This window comes from Streptomyces sp. NPDC026589, assembly GCF_040638385.1.
In the GTDB taxonomy this organism is placed as follows: Bacteria; Actinomycetota; Actinomycetes; order Streptomycetales; family Streptomycetaceae; genus Streptomyces.
In genome coordinates this window covers 82,426-104,125 of the sequence record NZ_JBEZYG010000025.1, presented here as the reverse complement: position 1 = coordinate 104,125, position 21,700 = coordinate 82,426, and the positions used below count along the sequence as shown (strand labels likewise).

The 21,700-nt window shown below is 72.0% G+C and carries 17 protein-coding genes and 1 tRNA gene; 3 read left to right on the top strand and 15 right to left on the bottom strand.

Annotated features, from left to right (window positions below; translation table 11 throughout):
• Positions 1-28: 28 nt before the first annotated feature.
• The gene (locus AB0F29_RS33085) at positions 29-1,534 is read right to left on the bottom strand and encodes an MFS transporter (protein WP_361880006.1); all 1,506 of its coding nucleotides are present in this window, start codon (positions 1,532-1,534) and stop codon (positions 29-31) included.
• 244 nt (positions 1,535-1,778) lie between these two features.
• Here AB0F29_RS33085 and AB0F29_RS33080 point away from each other — a divergent pair.
• Positions 1,779-1,853 (top strand) — tRNA-Cys (locus AB0F29_RS33080).
• 60 nt (positions 1,854-1,913) lie between these two features.
• On the opposite strand, the gene AB0F29_RS33075 is transcribed toward AB0F29_RS33080, so the two are convergent.
• The 11 genes from AB0F29_RS33075 to AB0F29_RS33025 form a co-directional block, all read right to left on the bottom strand.
• Positions 1,914-2,687 (bottom strand): hypothetical protein, encoded by a 774-nt coding sequence (locus tag AB0F29_RS33075; RefSeq protein ID WP_361880003.1) that lies wholly within the window; start codon positions 2,685-2,687, stop codon positions 1,914-1,916.
• Positions 2,688-2,898: 211 nt separating this feature from the next.
• Entirely contained in the window at positions 2,899-4,185 is a 1,287-nt protein-coding gene (locus AB0F29_RS33070; RefSeq protein ID WP_361880000.1) for a hypothetical protein, read from the bottom strand.
• Positions 4,186-4,421: 236 nt separating this feature from the next.
• A complete protein-coding gene (locus AB0F29_RS33065) occupies positions 4,422-6,779 on the bottom strand; it encodes a molybdopterin cofactor-binding domain-containing protein (RefSeq protein WP_361879997.1) in 2,358 nt (785 codons plus the stop codon).
• Positions 6,780-6,852: 73 nt separating this feature from the next.
• On the bottom strand, positions 6,853-8,583 hold the full coding sequence (locus tag AB0F29_RS33060; protein ID WP_361879994.1) for a 2Fe-2S iron-sulfur cluster-binding protein: 1,731 nt from the start codon (positions 8,581-8,583) through the stop codon (positions 6,853-6,855).
• The gene (locus AB0F29_RS33055) at positions 8,580-9,476 is read right to left on the bottom strand and encodes an FAD binding domain-containing protein (RefSeq protein ID WP_018958448.1); all 897 of its coding nucleotides are present in this window, start codon (positions 9,474-9,476) and stop codon (positions 8,580-8,582) included. The genes AB0F29_RS33060 and AB0F29_RS33055 overlap by 4 nt, the downstream gene beginning before the upstream one ends.
• A gap of 350 nt (positions 9,477-9,826) precedes the next feature.
• Complete coding sequence (locus AB0F29_RS33050; protein WP_361879990.1) at positions 9,827-11,497, bottom strand: beta-N-acetylhexosaminidase; 1,671 nt, start codon at positions 11,495-11,497, stop codon at positions 9,827-9,829.
• 4 nt (positions 11,498-11,501) lie between these two features.
• Positions 11,502-12,344: a carbohydrate ABC transporter permease gene (locus AB0F29_RS33045; RefSeq protein WP_265603978.1), complete on the bottom strand. Its 843-nt coding sequence runs from the start codon at positions 12,342-12,344 to the stop codon at positions 11,502-11,504.
• Between the two features lie 56 nt (positions 12,345-12,400).
• Positions 12,401-13,381 (bottom strand): sugar ABC transporter permease, encoded by a 981-nt coding sequence (locus AB0F29_RS33040; RefSeq protein ID WP_361879987.1) that lies wholly within the window; start codon positions 13,379-13,381, stop codon positions 12,401-12,403.
• A 2-nt stretch (positions 13,382-13,383) separates the two neighbouring features.
• Entirely contained in the window at positions 13,384-14,688 is a 1,305-nt protein-coding gene (locus tag AB0F29_RS33035) for an extracellular solute-binding protein (RefSeq protein ID WP_361879984.1), read from the bottom strand.
• A 239-nt stretch (positions 14,689-14,927) separates the two neighbouring features.
• A complete protein-coding gene (locus AB0F29_RS33030; protein WP_006124925.1) occupies positions 14,928-15,224 on the bottom strand; it encodes a DUF3039 domain-containing protein in 297 nt (98 codons plus the stop codon).
• A 121-nt stretch (positions 15,225-15,345) separates the two neighbouring features.
• Positions 15,346-15,906 carry a YqgE/AlgH family protein gene (locus AB0F29_RS33025; RefSeq protein WP_018958443.1) on the bottom strand — a complete coding sequence of 187 codons (561 nt, stop codon included), beginning with the start codon at positions 15,904-15,906 and terminating at the stop codon, positions 15,346-15,348.
• A 287-nt stretch (positions 15,907-16,193) separates the two neighbouring features.
• Between AB0F29_RS33025 and murA the strand changes: the two genes are divergently transcribed.
• The gene (gene murA / locus AB0F29_RS33020) at positions 16,194-17,534 is read left to right on the top strand and encodes a UDP-N-acetylglucosamine 1-carboxyvinyltransferase (protein WP_097866898.1); all 1,341 of its coding nucleotides are present in this window, start codon (positions 16,194-16,196) and stop codon (positions 17,532-17,534) included.
• Positions 17,535-17,661: 127 nt separating this feature from the next.
• Here the strand turns inward: murA and AB0F29_RS33015 are convergent, their stop codons facing one another.
• Positions 17,662-18,492: an AraC family transcriptional regulator gene (locus tag AB0F29_RS33015; protein ID WP_361879979.1), complete on the bottom strand. Its 831-nt coding sequence runs from the start codon at positions 18,490-18,492 to the stop codon at positions 17,662-17,664.
• 49 nt (positions 18,493-18,541) lie between these two features.
• Between AB0F29_RS33015 and AB0F29_RS33010 the strand changes: the two genes are divergently transcribed.
• Positions 18,542-19,042 carry a DUF2000 domain-containing protein gene (locus tag AB0F29_RS33010; protein ID WP_361879976.1) on the top strand — a complete coding sequence of 167 codons (501 nt, stop codon included), beginning with the start codon at positions 18,542-18,544 and terminating at the stop codon, positions 19,040-19,042.
• 138 nt (positions 19,043-19,180) lie between these two features.
• Here AB0F29_RS33010 and AB0F29_RS33005 read toward each other — a convergent pair whose 3' ends face one another.
• Entirely contained in the window at positions 19,181-19,462 is a 282-nt protein-coding gene (locus AB0F29_RS33005) for an HU family DNA-binding protein (RefSeq protein WP_003968811.1), read from the bottom strand.
• Positions 19,463-19,838: 376 nt separating this feature from the next.
• Positions 19,839-21,275 carry an NAD-dependent malic enzyme gene (locus AB0F29_RS33000; RefSeq protein ID WP_361879973.1) on the bottom strand — a complete coding sequence of 479 codons (1,437 nt, stop codon included), beginning with the start codon at positions 21,273-21,275 and terminating at the stop codon, positions 19,839-19,841.
• Positions 21,276-21,700 lie beyond the last annotated feature (425 nt).

Sequence of the window (21,700 nt, the reverse complement as noted above, 5' to 3'; positions counted from 1 at the left end):
TACCACTCGTGGGGCCAAAGTGGTACCGCTACTTCTCCCGCACGACGACCCGGGTCGCCACCCAGGCCCCCACCAGCGCCACCCCCGCCATCGGCAGGAACACGGCGGCGAACGCGCCCGGGTGCGAGCCGGCGGCTCCGGCCTCCACCGCCCCGTGCGCGGCCGCGCCCACCGCCCCGCCGCCGAGCGCGGCGAAGGCCGCGCCGCCTCCGGCCAGGAGCAGCACGTTGGAGAGCCCGTCGGATATCTGGAGGGCGGCGGAGTTGGAGCCCGCCTCCTCCGGGGCCGACAGCTTCAGCAGCAGGACGCTGGTGGAGGCGATCACCATGCCCATCCCGAAGCAGCCGAAGGCCCAGGCGACGGCGACGGTCCAGACCGGGACCCCCTCGATCAGGACGGAGGGCGTGACGGCGATCGAGGCGGCGACCAGCACCATGCCGCTGACCATCAGCCGCTCCCGGTGGGGCTCCATGCGGGGCCGGGACTGTACGAACGAGCCGAGGGCCCAGGTCGCCCCGCCCACGGCCAGGGAGAGCCCGGCCATCGTCGGGGAGAGCCCGCGCTGGGTGACCAGCATCAGCGGTACGAAGGACTCGGCGGCGATGAACGACCCGGCGGCGACCCCGCGCAGCAGGACCACCGAAGGCAGCCCGCGCCCCGCCCGTACGGTCCCGGTGGGCAGCAGTCCGCGGACGGCGGGCACCAGCAGGGCGGTGCCGACGGCGGCCGGCAGGAGGGCGAGCCAGTTCAGCTCCTGCCCCGCGTACTGGAGCAGCCCCGCCCCGGCCGAGATCCCCAGGGCGAGCCGGATCCGGTGGCGGTCGTACGGCTCGGTGGCGGCGGCCGGGTCGGCGGGCCCGGAGGCCGTCCGCCGGATCGCCGGGAGGGCCAGGACGAGCGGGATCACTATGAGGGCCGGGATGCCGACGAAGACCCAGCGCCAGCCGAGGTGCTCGGTCACCGTCCCGGAGGCGAGCGGCCCGACGACGGAGGGGATCACCCAGCTCGCGGCGAAGGCCGCCAGGATCGCGGGCCGGATGCGCTCGGGGTAGGCCCGCCCGATGACCACGTACAGGGCGACGATCACCAGCCCGCCGCCGAGCCCCTGGACCGCCCGGCCCGCGATGAAGACCCACATGCTGGTGGCCGCCCCGGAGAGCAGCAGGCCGACGCCGAAGGCGGTGATCCCGGTGGCGAGCGGCTGGAGCGGCCCGCGCCGGTCGGCCCACTGCCCGGAGAGGACCATGGCGAACAGGCTGGTGGTGAAGTACGCGGAGAAGGCGAAGGCGTAGAGCGGGATCCCGTCCAGCTCGCGCGCGGCGACCGGCATGGCCGTGCCGACCGCCGTGGCCTCGAACGCGATGAGGAACACCACGGAGACGATGCCGATGCTGAGCGCCCGGTAGGTGCGCCCGAGGACCCCTTCGACGGCTGCGAGGGGGATGTCGGACAGCGGGTCCGAGGAGTGATCGTCGGTCGCGGGCGGCGCGAGGCGTGCGGCATCGGTTCCGTCACGCGGTTCGAGGGCGGTCATGGGCCCAGCGTAAGGGGCATGGAGCAGTTTGAACCCTGTCCATGGGCGGCACCGCACTCGGCCCTTGGTCGTAGGCCCCGGGCCTCGGCGCCGGACCGGGTGTGAACGGCGTATGGCAGTCGCGTTGCGGGCCCGCCGGATCCCTTGAGGCGGCGGGCGGAGAACCGTAGCGTCATGGACAGCAAGGAACACAGCACCGCACCGCACCGCAGGACCACGCACCGCAGCACCACGCACCACACCCGACCGTGTGCCCGAGAGGCTCAGGGGCTCGACTGCAACTCGAGTTACACCGGTTCGAATCCGGTCACGGTCTCCATCGCGAACCGGCCGTCCCCACGACAGGGGGCGGCCGGTTCGGCTTGCGCCGGTCGGCCGGTCAGCCGGTCTTCAGGGCTTTCATCACCTCGCGCGTATCGCTGATCAGATCGGCCCGGTGGGCGAGCATCTCAGGCTGGTCCAGCACGTCGGGCAGACCGTCCGTTCCGTTGTCGATGTCCGGAGGAGACATCCAGGAGGACAGGGCGAGCGTCGCGACGAAACCGCCTTCCACCACCCGCACGCGCAGGGATGCGTCCTCCATGATCAGCAGATATGCCAGGTCGCCGAGGTCCGGTACGCGCTCCACCCGGTCCACGCCCGTGCCGTCGATCTCCGTCAGCGTGCTGCTCGCCTCGAACTCGGGGCGCGGGTCGGTCGCCTTGTGCAACTCGGCCGTGAGGGACGCCTGATAGCCGGTGGACCAGCCCGAGGCCTCATCGCCGTCCGGCGCCCGAACCGCCGCCACCGTGAAGTCGACGGTACAGCGGATGCGGTGGAGGGCGGGGTGCTCGATGCCGTCCAGTTCGGTCGACGGCTGGGCCGCCGGCTCCCCCAGCGCCTCGGCGAGCGCCTTCAGCTCCACCGCCGCGCAGGAGTCGGACTCCACGCGGTAGCCGTGCGGGTCCGGCTTCCGGTCGTCGCCGATCCCGTACGCGAAGACCGCCGTCGCCCACACCGCCGACGCCACCACCGCTCCGGCGGCGGCCCACAGCAGCCGCCGCGCCCGGCGCCGGCCACCGGCCGGGAGCCCCTGCCTCGGATCGAACCCGCTCACCACGTCCGGGGGCGCATCCGACCCGGGCTCGCCCACCAGTTCCGGCTCAGTGATCACGTGCGGGCTCTCCCTTGTTCGGACAACGGTACGAACCTTTGGCCGGGTTCGGCCCTTCGCGGCATTCTCCGGCTATCCGGGCCGGCCCGGAAGCGTCCGGGTGCCCCCGTCGCTCGGAGAGCCTCTCGCTCCGGCAGGGGACGCGAAGGGCCCCGCACGGAACCGGGAGGCCGGGGGTTCGCGTGCGGGGCCGCTCACAGCCCGTGGGCCGTCAGACAGCGTCCAGAGAGTACGTACCCGTACCGTCCTGCCTGCCGCTGGAGTACTGGCGGACGAACTCCCCGTCCGCGTACCGGTCGTGGCCTATCATGGATCCGGTGTACTTGTTCTGCACACCGATCTTCGAGCTGCCGGGAACGTCGCGGTAGACGTAGAACCGCTGGAGGTCGTCCTCCGCGCAGGTGACCGTCCTCAGGACCGCCCGGTCGGTGGCCGCGTCCGGCGCGGCGATGGTCGCGCACCCGCCGTTGCCCCAGTTCCACAGGGTCGCCTCGATGACCCCGTTGCTCTCCGTCACGTTGCACAGGCGCCAGTGGTCCAGGTGGGCGCTGAAGATCGTCGAGGGCCGCAGGCGGACACCGTCGCTCGCCAGGACCGGCGCACCCCAGGACAGGGGCTTTCCGGGCACGGCGATCTTGTAGACCTGGGTCTGGCAGTCGAGTGCGGCCCGTGCGCCGCGCCCGGTGGCCCCGGGCTGTTCGGCGGACGTGCCGCTGGTGCGGGCCGGGGGCCGCGTGAGGCGGTCCTGGTCCTGCTGCTCCGGCTTCTGCTGCTGCTTCGCCGTCGGCGCCACCGCACCCGCCGGGCGCTCGGCCTTCGCGGCGGGCGAGCCGCAGTCGAGGAGCCCCTGGGCCTTGGCCATGATGCTGCCCGCGGGCACCGTGTCCTGGCAGCGCACCGCGCCTTCCTCAAGGGTGGTGTAGGTGGTGAAGCTGCCACCGCCGGGCCCCTCGGCCCACTTCAGCGCCCAGCTTCCGTCGCTCTGCTGGGAGCGGTTGCAGTTGAGGCTTCCGTAGGTACCGGTGACCTTTTTCGTGCCCTTGTAGACGCCGTAGTAGCCGGGCTGGTTGAAGCTCCACACAACCGTGTTCGACTCGCTGCTGGTGGAGGCGTAGTCGACCTTCACCTCCAGACCGAGGCTCGCTTTGGCCGCTTCGAGGGTCGCGACGGCGAAACTGCCCTCGACGCCGCCGGTGAGGCCGACGGAGACCGTGATGACCGTCTCGGTGCTGGTGACGACGGTGTGGTTGCCGGTGCTGCCCTCGGTGACGTACCAGCCCTTGAAGTGGGTGATCGTCGGGGACACTTCGGTGTTCTTGATGTACGGGTGGCGGGTGCCGAGCTCGGCCGCGGTGCAGGCGCCGCCGAGCTGGGGTGCCACCGTGGCGGTCGGTACCGCGGCAGCGGGTGAGGCGGCGAGGCCCAAGGCGGCGACCGCGTGGACGGTCACCGCCATGAATGATCTGCCGGTGAGACTCCTGGTTTCTGTGGGACGCATAGCTGTCTGTTTCCCCCTGGTCGTGACGGCCCGGACCGAACAGAGGCGAATGTAGCGGCCACAGGGGGTGCCGGAGTGAGACCCGAACTAGCCAGGAATTACCGGGGAGGGGCTTATTCCTCCCGGGCCACGACCGGGTCGGGGTCGTGTTCGTCGCTCTCGTCGGGCCCCGGTACGCCCTCACCGCCACCGTGGCGACGGCGCCTGCTGAGCGGGGCCGTCGCCAGGGGTACGCGTCAGCCCTTGGGAGGCGTCGCCACCGCCGCCTGCGGCCTGATCGGCAGTCGGTTCACCGGGCGGCCCGTCGCCGAGCGGACTGCCGAGGCGACCGCCGCGGGGGCCGTGACGACCGGGACGGCCGAGGCCGGCTTCGCGCCGAAGGGGGCCACCACGTCGCGTTCCTCGACCAGTTTCACGATGCGGATGTCCGGGGCGTCCAGCGAGGTCGGGAGCGCGTAGCCGGTCAGGTCGGGGTGGCGGATGAGGCCGCGGGCGGTCCGGAGGTTCTCCGTGAGGGCCGCGCCGATGCCCTGGGTGATGCCCGCCTCGATGCGGATCGCCAGCTGGGCCGGGTTCAGGACGCGGCCGACGTCCTGGGCGACCGCCATCTCGACCACGCGGACGGAGCCGAGCTCGATGTCGACGTCGACCACCGCCCGTACCGCGCAGAACGCGAGGCCGACGAACGCGTCGCCCTGGCCGGACTCGTCCAGCGGTTCCGTGGGGTGGGGGCGGCACTGGGCGGTGGCCCAGAGTTCCTTGCCGTCCAGCTCCTCGGTGACCGTCGTGGACAGCACCCCGTCGTACGAGGTGATCTTGCCGTCGGCGATCTGGAGCAGCTCCGTGGACATGCCGAACTTGTGGGCCAGCGGCTGGAGCAGCTGGGTGCGGACCATCTTCGCCGCGCGCTCCACCGCCCCGCCCGACACCCAGGTGTGGCGGCCGTGCGTCGCCGGGCCCGCCGGGGGCTGGTCGGTGTCGACGGCGGCCACGTGGACCTCTTCGATGCCCAGGGTCTCCTGGACGATCTGGCGGGCCAGCGTGGTGAAGCCCTGGCCCGTCTCCACCGCCGCGCAGATCACCGTGGCCACGCCGTCGTGGACCCGGACCGTGGCCGTCGAGACCTCGTCCTTGCCCTCGGCACCCAGCATGTGGACCATGCCCAGGCCGTAGCCCACGCCCCGGCGCACCGCCCCGGGCTCCCCCGCGCCCTCGGGGCCGCCCGGCAGCAGCCAGTCGTCCTCCGGGGCGTCCTTGGGGAGGGAGGGAAGGGGGAACTCGCGGACCGCCTGGAGCAGTTCGGCCACGGGGGCCGGGCAGGTCACCGTCTGGCCCGTGGGCAGGATGTCGCCCGTGGAGAGCGTGTTGCGCAGGCGCAGTTCGGCCGGGTCGATGCCCAGCTTCCCGGCCAGCTTGTCCATCTGGCCCTCGTACGCCGCGCAGACCTGCATCGCGCCCTCGCCGCGCACATGGCCCGACGGCGGGTTGTTCGTCCGGACCGCCCAGCCCTCGATGAAGGCGTGCGGGACGACGTACGGCCCGCAGGCGAAGGCCACGGCGGCCGCCAGGGACTCCGATGAGGCGTCGGCGTACGCGCCGGCGTCCAGGAGGATCTGGGCCTCCACCTTGACCAGCCGGCCCTCCGCGTCCGCGTGATGGCGGTAGCGCAGGAGCGTGGGGTGGCGGTGGGTGTGGCCGAGGAAGGACTCCTCGCGGCTCGCGGCGAGCTTCACCGGGCAGCCGGTGCGCAGCGCGAGCAGTCCGAGGGGGATCTGGAAGCCCGGGTCCTCACGGTCGCCGGTCGCGCCCGGCACCCCGGTCACGACGACCTTGACCCGGTCCGGTTCCAGGCCGAAGCAGGCGGCGATCAGGTCGCGGTCGGTGTGCGGGTCGGTGGAGGCGGTGTAGATCTCCACGCCGCCGTCCGGGCGGGGCACGGCGAGGCCGGCCTCCGCGCCGATGGGGGCCGGGTCCTGGCGGCCGATGCGGTACAGGCCCTCCACCACGACCTCGCCCGTCGCCTCCGCGTCGCCGTAGCGCAGCGGGATGTGGCGGATCAGGTTGCCGTCGGGGTGCAGGGGCTCCGCCGCGAACGCCTTCTCCGGGTCCGTGACCGGCTCCAGCACCTCGTACCGTACGGCGATGGCGGCGGCGGCCAGCCGTGCGGTGTCCGGGTGGTCGGCGGCGACGGCGGCGATCGGCTCGCCGTGGTGACGGACCAGGTCGGACGCGAACACCGGGCGGTCCACGACGTGGCGGCCGTAGTTGCTCTCCCCCGGCACGTCCTCGTGCGTGACGACCGCGCGCACCCCGGGCATCTCCTCGGCGCCCGAGGTGTCGATGGACAGGATCCGCGCGTGCGGGTGCGGGGAGCGCAGCACGGCCGCCCACAGCAGGCCCTCGGCCCAGAGGTCCGCCGCGTACGGGAAGGTGCCCTCGGTCTTCGCGCGGGCGTCGGCGGCGGGGAGCGACGCCCCCAGGCCCATCCGGGGCAGCTCCTGGTCCGGTCCGCCGCCGGGCCCGCCGCTCAGCGCGTCGATCCTGGGCAGGCTGGTGCTGGTCGCGTTGGCCGCGGTGGCCGCGTCGCTGCTCACGCCGCCTCCTTGTCGATCACCTGGTACTGGTGTTGCGTGTGCCGCTGCTGTGCGGCGGGGCCGCGGACGTGCCTCACAGCGCCTCTCCCTCGTGCGGGTGGGGTCCCCGCTGCACGCCGCCGGCGCCCGGCTCGGCCTGGTGCGGGATGCGGGCCTCGTCCTGGGCCGCCGTGGCCGCCTCGGCGGTCGCCTCGCGGGCCGCGACGACGTCCGCGACGGCGTCGAGCACGCCCCGGTAGCCGGAACAGCGGCAGAGGTTGCCGCAGAGTGCCTGGCGGGTCTCCAGCTCGCTGGGGGCGTGGTTGCCCTCCAGGAGGTCGTGGACGGTCATCGCCATGCCGGGGATGCAGAAGCCGCACTGGACGGCTCCGCAGGCGGACAGGGCGCGCTGGACGTCGGACGGCTCGCCGTCCACGGCGAGGCCCTCGACCGTACGCACCTCGCTGCCCGCCGCCGTGGCCGCGGGGACCAGGCAGGAGGCGACCAGCCGCCCGTCGACCTGGACGTTGCAGGCGCCGCACTCGCCCTGCGAGCAGCCGTCCTTGGCCCCGGCCAGACCGAGGCGCTCGCGGAGCACGTAGAGCAGGGACTCGCCGATCCAGGCGTCGCTGACCGGGCGGTCCACGCCGTTCACATGGAGCTGGTAGGACGCGGACGGGTGCTCGCTCGGTGCGTCGAGGAGGGCGGGGCCGGGGGCCGGGGCGGGGATGACGTCGGCTTCCGGGGCCGCTTCCGGGGCCGCGTCGTCCAAAGTCGCGTCCTGCGCCGCTTCCGGGGCTCCGTCCGGGACTGGGTCCTGTGCCGTGTCCGGGGCCGTGTCCGCTTCGGCCTCGGGAGCGGGTGCCGTCCCGGGCTCCTCGGCGGCGGGGGCCTCGGCGTCGGGGGTGGTGTCGGCGGCGGGCTCCGCGTCCGCCGCCCGGGCTGTTTGCTGCGCCGGTTCGTCCCGCGCCGGCCCGTCCGTCGCCGGTTCCGCTTCCGGGGCCTGCTCCGCCACGGGGACGGGGTCGGTCACCGGCTCCGGCTCCGGCTCCGGGGTGGCCCAGGGGGCGGGGGCGCCGCCGGGGAGCGTCGCCGGGCGGGCGCTGTCCGCGTACCACTGCGGCGCCTGCGCCGAGGCCAGGAACTCGCCCGATTCGTCCGGGAGGTCCCCGTCCGCCACCGGAATCGTCCACTGGCCGGTGTGCCCGGTCTGGCCGGACTGGCCAGGGTGGCCGGGCTGGCGCGTCTGGCCGGTGTGGTCCACCTGACCGGCGTGGTCACCGTGGTCCGCCCGGTCGGCATGGTCCGCCGCCCGGTCGTCGTGGCCGGGGTGTCCGCCCTCCGGGGCCGCCGCCGTCTGCGGGGCCGGCGGCCCGCCGAACGCCTCGGTGAAGTTCCACTGGGCCGTGGCGTGCGACGTGTCCTGGTACGGGCCCTGGTAGCCGCCCTGCCCGCCCTGCTGGTTCGGGTCCGGCCAGTGGACCGCGCCGGGCTCCTGGGCGACGGAGTCGTGGGCGGCGGCCTCCTGGGCGCGCTGCTCGGCCTGTGCCTGCTGCGTCTGCGTCTGGAGCACCCAGCTGCCCGTCGCCGCCGGGTCCAGACCTGCGGCCGGGGTCAGCGGCAGGATCATCGGCGGGACGTACCCCTGGCCGGGAGCGGCCAGGGGAATGTTCGCCAGGTCCTCCGGCGGGAGGTGGACGAACGCGGTGGCGTCGGCGTCGAACCCGTCGCCCTGCGGCGTCGGCTCCCAGCCGCCGTAACGGGGGTCCGGGCCCTCGGGGTGGCCCTGCCGCCCGTGCTGGTCGGGGAATTCCTCATTGCTCACGACAGTGCCCTCCCCAGCGCGCGTCGGGCGAGCGCGGCGACGGTGCGCCGCAGGTGCAGTACGGCCGGGGACAGCGGCGGGGCCTCTGTTCCGTCGGCGGGTGGTGCGTGGTCGGGGATGCAGGCCGCGGCGACGTACTCGCCGAAGGCGGCCAGCGCGTCGGGGGCCAGGCCCCGCTCGCCGTCCCAGTCGATCAGCGAGGCGATCCAGCGCTCCGCCTCCAGCGGGCGCAGCGGCATCGGGGCGATGGCGCCGACCGCGCAGCGCACGCCCCGGCGGGCCGGGTCCAGGACGATGGCGACCGAGGCGGTGGCGCGGCCCGGGCCGGTGCGGCCGGTGGCCTTCAGGAACACCTGCGGGGCGTGCAGCAGCGGTACGCGGACGAAGCCGATCAGCTCCGCGGGTTCCAGCAGTTCACGGCCCGCCAGCAGGTGGGAGACGGGGATCTCGCGGCGGGCTCCGTCGGGGCCCGCGATGACCAGCTCGGCCTCCAGCGCGGCCAGCACCGGCAGGGCGTCGCCGGTGGGCGCGGAGGTGACGATGTTGCCGCCGAGCGTGCCGGCGTTACGGATCTGCGGTGGTCCCGCGGCGCGGGCGGAGGCGGCGAGGGCGGGGATCAGGGCGGCGAAGTCGGGTCGCCCCATGCGGGCGTGGGTGAGGCCGGCGCCGAGGAGCGCGTGGCCGTCCTGGTAGTGCCAGCCGCGCAGCTCGCTGATCCGGCCGAGGCCGACCAGTCCCGAGGGGCGCAGGAGCCCCTTGTTGACGGCCGCCATCAGGTCCGTGCCCCCCGCGACCGGAACGGCTGCGGGCATGGCGCCGAGTGCCGCCACGGCCTCGTCCAACGAGGCCGGCAGCGTCACCGTCTGCATCGCCTGCGGTGCGTGCGTGGTCAACCCAGCTGCCCCTTCCCGGTCTCCCGGCTGTCCCGCCTGTTCCGCCGTACGGTACGTGTTCACAGCCCGGACGTGGCAACTCTGGCACATCTTCCGGCCGGACCGTCGCGAGGGTCCGCGAAGGGTGGATCCGTCCCTGACCTGCGAGATGGCCGGGTTTCGTCCTTCTTCGGCAGGGAGGGTGAATTGGCACTCTTCAGCGAGGCTTGTACGACTTATTGCGGTTCGCGGCCTCGCTCCGGCGCGTGGGGCGGGGTCTCGGGCGCGTGCCGTCAGGGCTGTTGGGCCCGGACGCACGCCGGCCGCGGCGGTCCCGGAGGACGGCCGCGGCCGGGCGGTGCGGTGCGGGGTCACACCACGGGCGGAGCTCCCTCGCGCGGGAAGCCGAGGACGCCGGGGCGCTGCTGCCGGGGGTACGGGCCGCCCGGCGGGCGGTAGTCCACGCCGAGGGCGTCGAGCCGGGCGTAGTGGGCCGTCATCCGGGCGTCGAACGCCGCGAAGTCCCGGTCGGCCGGGGCGGGCAGGACGGACCAGGCGACCTCGGCGAAGGCGGCGAGGCGCGGGAAGACCTGGTAGTCGACGCGGGCCCGGTTCTGCATGACCTCGGTCCAGACGTTGGCCTGGGTGCCCAGGATGTGACGGGCCGCCTCCTCGCTGAGGCCCGGCGGGACGGGCTCGAAGCGGTAGACGTCCTCCAGGCTGCGGACGTACCCGATGGGCATCGGCTCGTCGGGGCCGCCGTCCTGACGGTGGTCCAGATACACCTGCTGCTCGGGGCACATCACGACGTCGTGCCCGGCCTCGGCGGCCGCGATGCCGCCGCCGTAGCCGCGCCAGGAGGAGACCACGGCCCCCTCGGCGAGGCCCCCTTCGAGGATCTCGTCCCAGCCGATGAGGCGGCGGCCCCGCTCGGTGAGCCAGGCGTCGAAGTGCCGGATGAACCAGGACTGGAGCCCGTCCTCGTCCTTCACACCGAGTTCGGCGATCCGGGCCTGGGCGAGCGGGGACTCCTTCCACTGCCCCTTGGGGCACTCGTCGCCGCCCATGTGGACGAACGGGGAGGTCTCGGCGGGGAAGAGTTCGAGCACCTCCTCCAGGACGCCTTCGAAGAAGCGCAGGGTGTCGTCGGTGGGGGCGAGTACGTTCGGATTGACGCCCCAGGTGTCCCAGACGGTCAGGGCGGTGGTGTCGACGACGTCGGTGTTGCCCAGCTCGGGGTAGGCGCTGATGGCCGCCTGCGAGTGGCCCGGGATGTCGATCTCGGGGACGACCCGGATGTGCCGCTCGGCGGCGTAGGCGACGATCTCGCGGATGTCGTCCTGGGTGTAGAAGCCGCCGTAGGGGGTCTCGTCCCACAGGTCGGAGGCCCGGTGGCCGTATTTGGTGCGTGAGCGCCAGGAGCCGACCTCGGTCAGCCGGGGGTAGCGCTTGATCTCGATGCGCCAGCCCTGGTCGTCGGTGAGGTGGAAGTGGAAGACGTTCAGCTTGTGGGCGGCCAGCAGGTCCAGGTAACGCAGGACGTCGTCCTTGGGCAGGAAGTGCCGGCAGACGTCGAGCATCATGCCGCGCCAGCCGAAGCGGGGTTCGTCCTCGACGACGACCGCCGGGACCTCCCAGGCGCGGCTCGCGGCGAGGGGCGCGCGCCGGAAGGCGTCCGGGCCGAGGAGCTGACGGAGGGTCTGCGCCCCCCGGAAGACGCCCGCGGCGCTGCCGCCCGTGAGGCGTACGGCCTCGGTTCCGACGGCGAGACGGTAGGCCTCGGGGGCCAGTTCCTCGTCGAGGGCGAGCACGATGCCGTGCTCGCCCGTGCCCTCGGCCAGGGGCAGTCCGGTGGCCGCGCCGAGCGTGGTGCGCAGCCAGCGGGCAACGCCCTCCGTGCCCGGCGCGGCGCTCAGCGGGGTCTCGTGGCCCAGCGGGTACGGCCGCCCGGAGGGGGCCGCCGTCAGAGTGCGCGGGGCCGGGATCAGACCGAGAGCCGCGGCGTCCACGGCGCCCGTGGAGAGGGAGTCCTCGGGTGTCATGCCATCAGTCCTTTACCGCTCCGCCCAGTCCGGAGACGAGGCGTCGCTGTACGAGTACGAAGAAGACCAGTACGGGAATGGTCATCACCGTCGAGGCTGCCATGATCCCTCCCCAGTCGTTCTCGTCCGGTTTGAAGAAGACCAGCAACGCCATGGGCAGCGTCGACTGGGAGGTGTCGCTGATGATGAACGACTTCGCGAACAGGAAGTCGTTCCAGGTGGTGATGAAGGAGAAGACGCTGGTCGCCACGAGGCCCGGGAAGACCAGCGGGAAGAGGATCTGCCACAGGAAGCGGGTGCGGCTGGCCCCGTCGATGTAGGCGGCCTCCTCCAGGGCTTCGGGGACGGCCTTGACGAAGCCGCGCAGCATCCAGATGGCGAACGGCAGCGAGAAGGCGAGGTGCGGCAGGATCAGCGAGCCGAGCGTGTTCAGCTGGCCGAAGTCCCGCATCAGGAAGAACAGCGGGATGGTCAGCGCCTCCACCGGCACCATCTGCGCGACCAGGAACATGATCAGCAGCGTGGTGCGGAACTTGAAGCGGAAGCGGGTCACGGCGGTGGCGGCGAGGAAGGCGATCAGCGCGGAGAGGATGACGACCGTGCCCGCCACCAGCAGGCTGTTGAGGAAGTAGCGGCCGAAGTCCTGCTGTTCGAAGACCCGGCGGAACGAGTCGAGCGAGGGGGACAGCGTCCAGGGGCGGGCTTCGGTGGACTGGATCTCCCCGGCCGGTTTGAAGGCGGAGAGCACCATCCAGTAGAGGGGGAAGGCGACCGCCACCGCGATCAGCAGGGCGGCGGCCTCGGCGGCCAGCCTGCCGGGCCGCTTGACGCGCAGCAGCTTGGCGATGCCGTCGCCGCGCGTGCCCTTCGCGGGACCGCGTACGGGACTGCCGGTCGTCGCGCTCACAGTTCCTCCCCCTGGCGCCTCACCAGGCGCAGATAGACCAGCGTGACGGCCAGCAGGATCACCAGCATCACGACGCCGATCGCGGATCCGAGGCTGTACTGCGAGGACGCGAACGCCTTCTGGTACGCGTACACGTTGAGCACCAGGTTCTGGCCGGCGATGCCGCCGCCGCTGGTCATGACGTAGATCTGGGTGAAGACCTTGAAGTCCCAGATGATCGACTGGATGGTGACGACGATCAGGATGGGCTTGAGCATCGGCGCCATGATGGTGCGCCAGATCCGCCACTGGGACGCGCCGTCCAGCGAGGCGGCCTCCAGCACTTCGGTCGGGATGGCCCGGATGCCCGCGTACACGGTGACCATCACGAACGGGAACGAGCACCACAGGACCGCGAAGAGCACCACGGCGAAGGCGCTGTAGCGCCCGTACATCCAGGAGAAGTCGCCGAGTCCCAGCATCTTGTTGACCGGCCCGAAGTCGGGGTCGAAGAGGAAGACCCAGACGGTGGAGCCGGTGATCGCGGGGGTGGCCCAGGCGCCGAGCGCGGCCATCATCAGCGCGAGCCGGGGCACGGCGCGGACGCGGGTGAGCAGGACGGCCAGCGCGCAGCCGACGATCAGGGTGGACACCACGCAGGCCGCGGCGAAGACCACGGTGGCGAGGAGGACCTGCCAGAACTGGCTGTCGTTGAAGAGGGTGGCGTAGTTGCCGAAGCCCTGGAAGGTGGTGGGCTCGCCGCCGCTGACCTGGGCCTGGGTGTACTCCAGGAACGAGATCAGGCCGAGTTGGTAGATCGGGTAGACCAGCAGCCCGGCGAGCAGGACGAGCGCCGGCAGGAGGTAGAGCCACGGGGTCCAGCCGGCGCGGTTCGCGGGCGAGACGGACCGGCCGCGCCGGGGCGGGCGGCCGGCCGGGGTGCCGCCGCCCTTACCGGCCGCGGGCGGCACCTTGAGCGAGGTGGTGTGCGTGGTCATCGTCAGCCCGCGTCGGTGAAGGCCGTGTCCATCTTCTTCGCCGCGCCGTCCGAGGCCTCGGCCACGTCCTTACGGCCGGAGACGATCTCCTGGAACATCGTCGGCAGGACCAGCGAGGCGTCGATCTGGCCCCAGGCGGGCGAGGCGGGGACGAACTTGGCGCCCGCGCCCAGGGTCTCGACGAACGGGGCGACGAAGGGCTCCTTCTTCGCGGCGTTGTCCAGGACGTCGGTGTAGGTGGGCAGGAAGCCCATCGCGTCGAACATCTCGGCCTGGGCCTTCTTGCCGCTGAGCGACTTCATCAGGTCGACGGCGAGGGTGCGGTGCGAACTGCTCTTGAGGATGCCGAGGTTGTTGCCGCCGGCGAAGGCGGGGGCGATGGAGTTCTTGGCGACGCCGGGCAGCGGGACGACGGCGTACTTGCCCTTGACCGCGCCCGCCTCGACGGCCGCGTGGCTGAAGTCGCCGCCGATGGCCATGGCGGCCTTGCCGGAGGCGAAGGCGGTCACGGTGGCGTTGCCGCCCATGGAGGCGCACTTGGCGGCCGGGCAGTTGTCGTCGCCGAAGAGGGAGGTGTAGGCCTCGATGCCCTTGCGGGACTTCTCGCTGTTGATGCCCGACTTGTACGTCCCGCCGGTCTCGCCCGCGAGCTCGCCGCCGTTGGCCCAGATGAAGGGCATCGCGCCGTAGGTGTACGCGCCGCCGACCGCGAGGCCGTAGAGGTCGGGCTTGGCCTTGCGGATCTTCTTGGCCGTGGAGATCAGCTCGGCCTGCGACTTGGGGGCCTCGATGCCGAGGTCCTCGAAGACGTCGGTGCGGTAGTAGAGGGCCCGGACGCCGACGAAGAAGGGAGCGCCGTAGATCTTGTCGCCGACGGTGACCGACTGCTTGGCGATGGGGTCGGTGTCCTTGGCCTCGTCCCAGGCGCCGAACTCCTCGGTGATGTCCGCGAGTCCGCCGTCCTTGACGTATCCGGCGGTGTCGGAGTTGCCGTACTCGATGAGGTCCGGGGCGCTCTTGGGGTCGTTGAACGCGGCCTTGATCCGCTGCGCGCGGGTGTCGACCGGTATGTACTCGACCTCGACCTTCGCACCCTTGTGGGCCTTCTCGAACGCGGCGACGGCCGTGTCGACGACCTTCTCCTTGGGCTTGTTGCCGACCTCCTGGAAGAGCCAGACACGGAGCGTGCCGCTCTTCTCGTCACCCTTCGCACTGGTGTCGGAGGTCTGCGGCGCGCAGGCGGTGGCGGTGAGGCCGGCCAGCACAAGCGCCGCAGCCGGGGCGGCAATTCGGGCAGAAAGCTTCATCCGGAACCCCTACCGGTCATGCGTTGCATCATGTGCAACGTGCGTTTCGTTCTGCACAACTGGCAGGAGAGTAGATCCGCGTTCCGGCGACGACAAGTGGTCTCGACCACTCTGTGACCAGCGGATGCAGCCCGTGCAACGCGAGCGCCCGGTCACCGAGGGTGACCGGGCAAGCGGAAGGCCCCCGGGGCGTGCGGTGTCGCACGCCCCGGGGGCCTTCCGGCAAGTGAGGTCCGGACCTACTTCTTGTCCTTGCCGCCGCCCTTGCCCTTGTCCTTGTCGCCGCCGGCGCCCATGGACTCGTAGATCTCCTTGCACATGGGACAGACCGGGTACTTCTTGGGGTCGCGCCCCGGCACCCAGACCTTCCCGCACAGCGCGACCACGGGAGTGCCCTCCAGGGCACTCGCCATGATCTTGTCCTTCTGGACGTAATGGGCGTAGCGCTCGTGGTCGCCGTCGCCCCTCGACACCTGCGGCGTCGGCTCGACGAGGGTCCCCGTACCTGCCCCGCGATCGGGCTCAAGAGTGCTCATAACCGCCAAGGGTACTGAAAGAGGCGGCCCCCGGTTGAGGGAAGGGTCACCCCCGGTCGAGCGGAGGTTCGTCCCTCAGGTGAACGACGGGGCGCCCCCTGGCCGAGCGACGGTTCGTCGCTCAGTTGAGCGAAGGGTCGTCCGGATACGTGGCGATCATCGCGAGCTCGCTGCGCTGACGGCGGAGCACCGCGCGCCAGAGCCGTTCGGGGCGCGGGGAGGAGACGTCGCCGGGCTCCGACTCGACCACGTACCACGCGCCCTCGTTCAGCTCGCCCTCCAGCTGACCGGGGCCCCAGCCCGCGTATCCGGCGAAGATCCGCAGCGATCCGAGGGCGGGGCCGAGCAGCTCCGGCGGGGTCTCCAGATCGACCAGACCGATCGCCCCGTGCACCCGCCGCCAGCCGAGCGGGCCCTCGTCGCCGGGGATCACCGCCACGCCGAGCGCGGAGTCGAGCGAGACCGGGCCGCCCTGGAAGACGACGTCCGGCTCGCCGGTCAGACTCGCCCAGGACGCGAGGATGTCGCCGACGCCGACCGGGGTCGGGCGGTTGAGGACCACGCCGAGGGAGCCCTCCTCGTCGTGGTCGAGGAGCAGCACCACCGCCCGGTCGAAATTCGGGTCCGTGAGGGCGGGTGCGGCCACGAGCAGCCGCCCTGTGAGCGAGGACACCTCCGTCATGGCAGGAATGATCCCGCATCTTCACCCTCCACGGGGGGTGAGTGACCGTGATGCCGCCCTCAGGAGAGCGAGCGCAGCTCAGGGCGCACGGAGGCACGGGGAGCGCACCGTCGGGCGGCGGCGCGGTGGGCCATCCGGACGGTAACCCTCCGCAAGATCGGGTGCGCGGAGGGTGTTGTGGCCGTTTCATGACGTTCGTACACCCCCCTTCGTCTTACGGAAGGGGGGTAGGAGGCCATTACCCTTTTCTTTGGCCCCCTGCCCGACCACTCCGGAACGCGAGATACATGACCGGCACAGACGATGTCCTGCTTGTCCACGGCGGAACCCCGCTGGAGGGCGAGATCCGCGTCCGAGGCGCCAAGAACCTGGTGCCGAAGGCCATGGTCGCCGCGCTGCTCGGCAGCGGGCCCAGCCGCCTCCGCAACGTTCCCGACATCCGTGACGTACGGGTGGTCCGGGGGCTCCTCCAGCTCCACGGCGTCACCGTCCGGCCCGGCGACGAGCCGGGCGAACTGATCCTCGACCCCTCGCACGTCGAGTCGGCGAACGTCGCCGACATCGATGCCCACGCGGGTTCTTCGCGTATCCCGATCCTGTTCTGCGGCCCGCTGCTGCACCGCCTCGGCCACGCCTTCATCCCGGGCCTGGGCGGCTGCGACATCGGCGGCCGGCCGATCGACTTCCACTTCGAGGTGCTGCGCCAGTTCGGCGCGACCATCGAGAAGCGGGCGGACGGCCAGTACCTGGAGGCCCCGCAGCGGCTGCGCGGCACCAAGATCCGGCTGCCGTACCCCTCGGTGGGCTCCACCGAGCAGGTGCTGCTCACCGCCGTCCTCGCCGAGGGCGTCACCGAGCTGTCCAACGCGGCCGTCGAGCCGGAGATCGAGGACCTCATCTGCGTACTGCAGAAGATGGGCGCGATCATCTCCGTGGACACCGACCGGACCATCCGGATCACCGGTGTCGACAAGCTCGACGGTTACACCCACCGGGCGATCCCGGACCGCCTGGAGGCGGCTTCCTGGGCGTCGGCGGCGCTGGCGACCGAGGGCAACATCTATGTGCGCGGCGCGCAGCAGCGCTCGATGATGACCTTCCTGAACACCTTCCGCCGGGTCGGCGGGGCCTTCGAGATCGACGACGAGGGCATCCGCTTCTGGCACCCGGGCGGCGCGCTGAACGCCATCGCGCTGGAGACGGACGTGCACCCCGGCTTCCAGACGGACTGGCAGCAGCCCCTGGTGGTCGCGCTGACGCAGGCCGCGGGCCTGTCGATCGTCCACGAGACGGTGTACGAGTCGCGGCTCGGCTTCACCTCCGCGCTCAACCAGATGGGCGCGCACATCCAGCTGTACCGCGAGTGCCTCGGCGGCTCGGACTGCCGCTTCGGCCAGCGCAACTTCCTGCACTCGGCGGTCGTCTCCGGACCGACCAAGCTCCAGGGCGCCGACCTGGTCATCCCGGACCTCCGGGGCGGCTTCTCGTACCTGATCGCGGCACTGGCGGCGCAGGGCACCTCCCGGGTGCACGGCATCGACCTGATCAACCGCGGTTACGAGAACTTCATGGAGAAGCTGGAGAAGCTCGGCGCGAAGGTCGAACTGCCGGGCGGTTCGCTCGTCTGACCGTCCCCGTGCGCCGTGACGGCCGCACAGTGCTGCCGCACACAGCACTGCGCACCGCGCGGTTCCCGCGTGAGCGGCCCGCAGCCCCGGTTCCGGACTCGGAGCCGGGGCTGCGGGCTGTCGGGCGTCAGAAGGGCCCCTGAAGGCCGCGTGAGCGGGCATGGCGGGCGTAGCGCCCCGGGGTGGTGCCCGCGATCCGCTTGAAGTGCCGCGTGAGGTGGGACTGGTCGTGGAAGCCGACGGCGGCGGCCGCCTCGCCGGGCGGCATCCCGTCGAGCAGCAGACGGCGGGCCCGGTCGACGCGGCGGGACGTCACGTACTGGTGCGGCGCGATGGCGTACGCCGCGCTGAACGCCCGTACGAGGTGGGTGGGGTGCGCGTGCAGCAGCCGGGCGGCCCCGGCCAGGGTGACGCCCTCGCGCAGCCGCTCGTCGAGGAGCTCGCGCAGCTCCCGTGCGACGCCCCGGCCGGGCGGCGGGCCCGTCGGGAGGCCCCCGGGGCGCAGGTGCCCCCGCAGCCGCTCGCCGATGAACGCCAGGCGACTCTCCGCCTCGAACGCGTCACCCGGGTCCGCCAGGGCGGTGTGCAGCCGGCCGACGCGGGTGCGCAGCAGCGGGTCGGCGAGGTCGGGGGCGTCCACGGCGGGCCCGACGAGGCCCGCGTCGAGGTGCGTCATGTCCAGGTAGATCACCCGTTTACGGAAGCCGTCGGTGGTCGCGGGAGAGCCGTTGTGCGGGACGCCGGGCGGCAGCAGGCTCACCGTGCCGTCCGGGGTGGAGCGCTCGTGGCGGTCCAGGTCGTAGCGGACGGCGCCGTCGTCGACGATCAGGAGCGTCCAGGCGTCGTGGACGTGCATGGGGTAGGCGTGCTCGGTGAAGCGGGCGTGGAAGACCTCCACGACGCCGGCGACTGCCGGGCGCCAGGCCGCGACGTCTCTGATCTCCTGCCGTGGCGCCACGCCAAGAACGTACAAGACCGCGCCCGGGTCCACCGGCCAGTCTCGAACCATGAGAAACACGCACGAGACCGAAACGCAGGGCGGGACCGAAACCCAGCGCGTGACCGAGCGCGGGACCACGGTGGCCGGGAGCGTCCCCGTCCGTTTCGACACGAAGGTCGCGGTGCTGCTCCGTGACGACCTGGAGTCCTGGCAGCGCCTGAACGTGACCGCCTTTCTGGTCAGCGGCCTGGGGACGGCGGCGCCCGAGGTGATCGGCGAACCCTACGAGGACGCCGACTCCACCGCGTATCTGCCGATGCTCCGGCAGCCCGTGCTGGTCTTCGAGGGGGCGAAGGAGACGGTGACCGCCGCGCACGCCAGGGCGCTGTCCCGGTCGCTGGCGACGGCCGTGTTCACCGCGGACCTCTTCGGCACGGGCAACGACCGGGACAACCGGGCGGCCGTACGGGCGGTGGGCCGGGACGCCCTGGATCTGGTGGGCCTCGCCGTGTACGGGCCGCGCAACGCCGTGGACAAGGTCCTCAAGGGGGCGCGGATGCACCCCTGAGTCCTCCGCACGCCCGTGGGAGCCCTCGCATGCCCCCGGCACGGTGCGGGGGCTCCTGCGGGGCGCATGTGCCTCCGGCATGCGCGAGGGCGGCCACTCCTGGTCGGGAGTGGCCGCCCTCTGTTGCGCCGTTGAGGGTTACTTGCCCTTGGCGGCTTCCTTGAGCTTCGAGCCCGCGGAGACCTTCACGCTGTAGCCGGCGGGGATGTTGATCGGGTCGCCGGTCTGCGGGTTGCGAGCGGTGCGAGCGGCACGGTGGGTGCGCTCGAAGGTCAGGAAGCCGGGGATGGTGACCTTCTCGTCGCCCTTGGCGACGATCTCACCGACGGTCTCGGCGAGCGCGGCCAGCACGGCGTCGGCGTCCTTGCGAGTCACCTCGGCGCGGTCGGCCAGGGCGGCCACCAGCTCACTGCGGTTCATGTTGTTACTCCCGTGTTCTTCTTGCCTGTGAGGCGTGAGATCGAAGCCGATGCTGCCAGGGCCCTCTGACAGTCCCCGGACCCGGGTCTGATGTCAGACCCTCTCGCCCGATTACGCATCCTGCCCCCACCAGCGGCGGGAAAGCCAATCCGGAACCCTTCGGGGTCAATGAAAAGCGCCACGGTTCGCTCGTGGTGACGCTCCGTCGACTTGGCCGAGCGGACCGCAGCGGATGCCGGGCCCCGCGGGGCCCACTGCCCGCCCACCCTAAAGGGGCGTTTGGGGCGCCGCGACCCGCGACGCGCCGTACGGCACGGGCGGGTGCGGCCCGGGGTGTCCTGCGAGTGCCCCGTGAGAGGCCTCCGAAACGGTGGGGTCAGACGGAGGCGGAGGGGGCTGCTCCGGCGCCCGCGGCGGCCTTCGCGGCGGCCCGGACGGCTCCGGCGACCGCTCCCGCCACCTTGTCGTTGAAGACCGAGGGGATGATGTAGTTCGCGTTGATCTCGTCCTCGGCGACCACGTCGGCCAGCGCGCCGGCCGCGGCGAGCATCATCTCCGTGTTGACGGTGCGGGACTGAGCGTCCAGCAGGCCGCGGAAGACACCCGGGAAGACCAGCACGTTGTTGATCTGGTTGGGGAAGTCCGAGCGGCCGGTGGCGACGACCGCCGCCGTCTGACGGGCGACCGCGGGGTCGACCTCGGGGTCCGGGTTCGCGAGCGCGAACACGATCGCGCCGTCCGCCATGGCGGCGACGTCGTCGCCGTTCAGCACGTTCGGGGCGGAGACGCCGATGAAGACGTCGGCACCGGCCACGGCCTCCTTGAGCGTGCCGGTGACACCCTCCGGGTTGGTGTTGTCGGCGATCCAGCGCAGCGGGGAGTCGGGGTCGGCCGCGACCAGGTCCTCGCGTCCGGCGTGCACCACGCCGTGGATGTCGGCGACGACGGCGTGCTTGACGCCGGCGGCGATGAGCAGCTTCAGGATGGCCGTGCCGGCCGCTCCCGCGCCGGACATGACGACCCGTACGTCCCCGATGTTCTTGCCCACCACGCGCAGGGCGTTGGTCAGGGCGGCCAGCACGACGATCGCGGTGCCGTGCTGGTCGTCGTGGAAGACGGGGATGTCGAGGGCCTCGCGCAGCCGGGCCTCGATCTCGAAGCAGCGCGGCGCGGAGATGTCCTCCAGGTTGATGCCCGCGAAGCCGGGGGCGATGGCCTTGACGATGGCGACGATCTCGTCGGTGTCCTGGGTGTCCAGGCAGATCGGCCAGGCGTCGATGCCGGCGAAGCGCTTGAAGAGGGCCGCCTTGCCCTCCATGACGGGCAGCGCGGCCATCGGCCCGATGTTGCCGAGGCCGAGCACCGCGGAGCCGTCCGTCACAACTGCGACGGAGTTGCGCTTGATGGTGAGGCGGCGCGCGTCCTCGGGGTTCTCGGCGATGGCCATGCAGACCCGGGCGACGCCGGGAGTGTAGATCATCGACAGGTCGTCACGGTTGCGGATGGGGTGCTTGGACGCCATCTCGATCTTGCCGCCGAGGTGCATGAGGAACGTACGGTCGGAGACCTTGCCCAGCGTGACACCCACGATGTCGCGCAGACCTTCGACGATCTCGTCCGCGTGCGAGGTCGAGCTGGCGGCGATGGTGACGTCGATCCGCAGCATCTCGTGACCTGAGGCGGTCACGTCGAGGCCGGTGACCGAGCCCCCGGAGGACTCCACGGCCGTGGTGAGCTGGGAGACCGCGGTGCCGCTCGCGGGCACCTCCAGCCTGACCGTCATCGAGTACGAGACGCTGGGCGCCGTTGCCATGGCCGAGTCCTTCGCTTTCCTTAGCTTCATTGCCGCACATCCGGAACCCGCGTTCCGGACACGCTCCCCGATCGTCGCACCTACTGGCTGGTAGCCGGTAATGACTGCCGTCTTTCGGAAAGTAGTTTCCACCATACGAGAAACTACCCGTTCGGCGGAACCCCCAACGGGACCCCAACCGGCCGGACGGCCCGTGGAACAGGGAACGGAGCCCGGGAAACGGGCCCCGGGAAACAGGGAAAGAGCCCGGAAAACGGGAGCAGAGCACGGGAAGACAAGAACAGACCCGCGCCACCAGCAGGTGACGCGGGTCTGTCTTCTTCGGTTGGGTGGCACCGACCCGCCATGCTCGCCTCGCGGCAAGTGGTCGCTCGAAGCGACGAAGGTTGGGCCCGGGGGCTTGGATCGAGCCGGTGCCACTACCA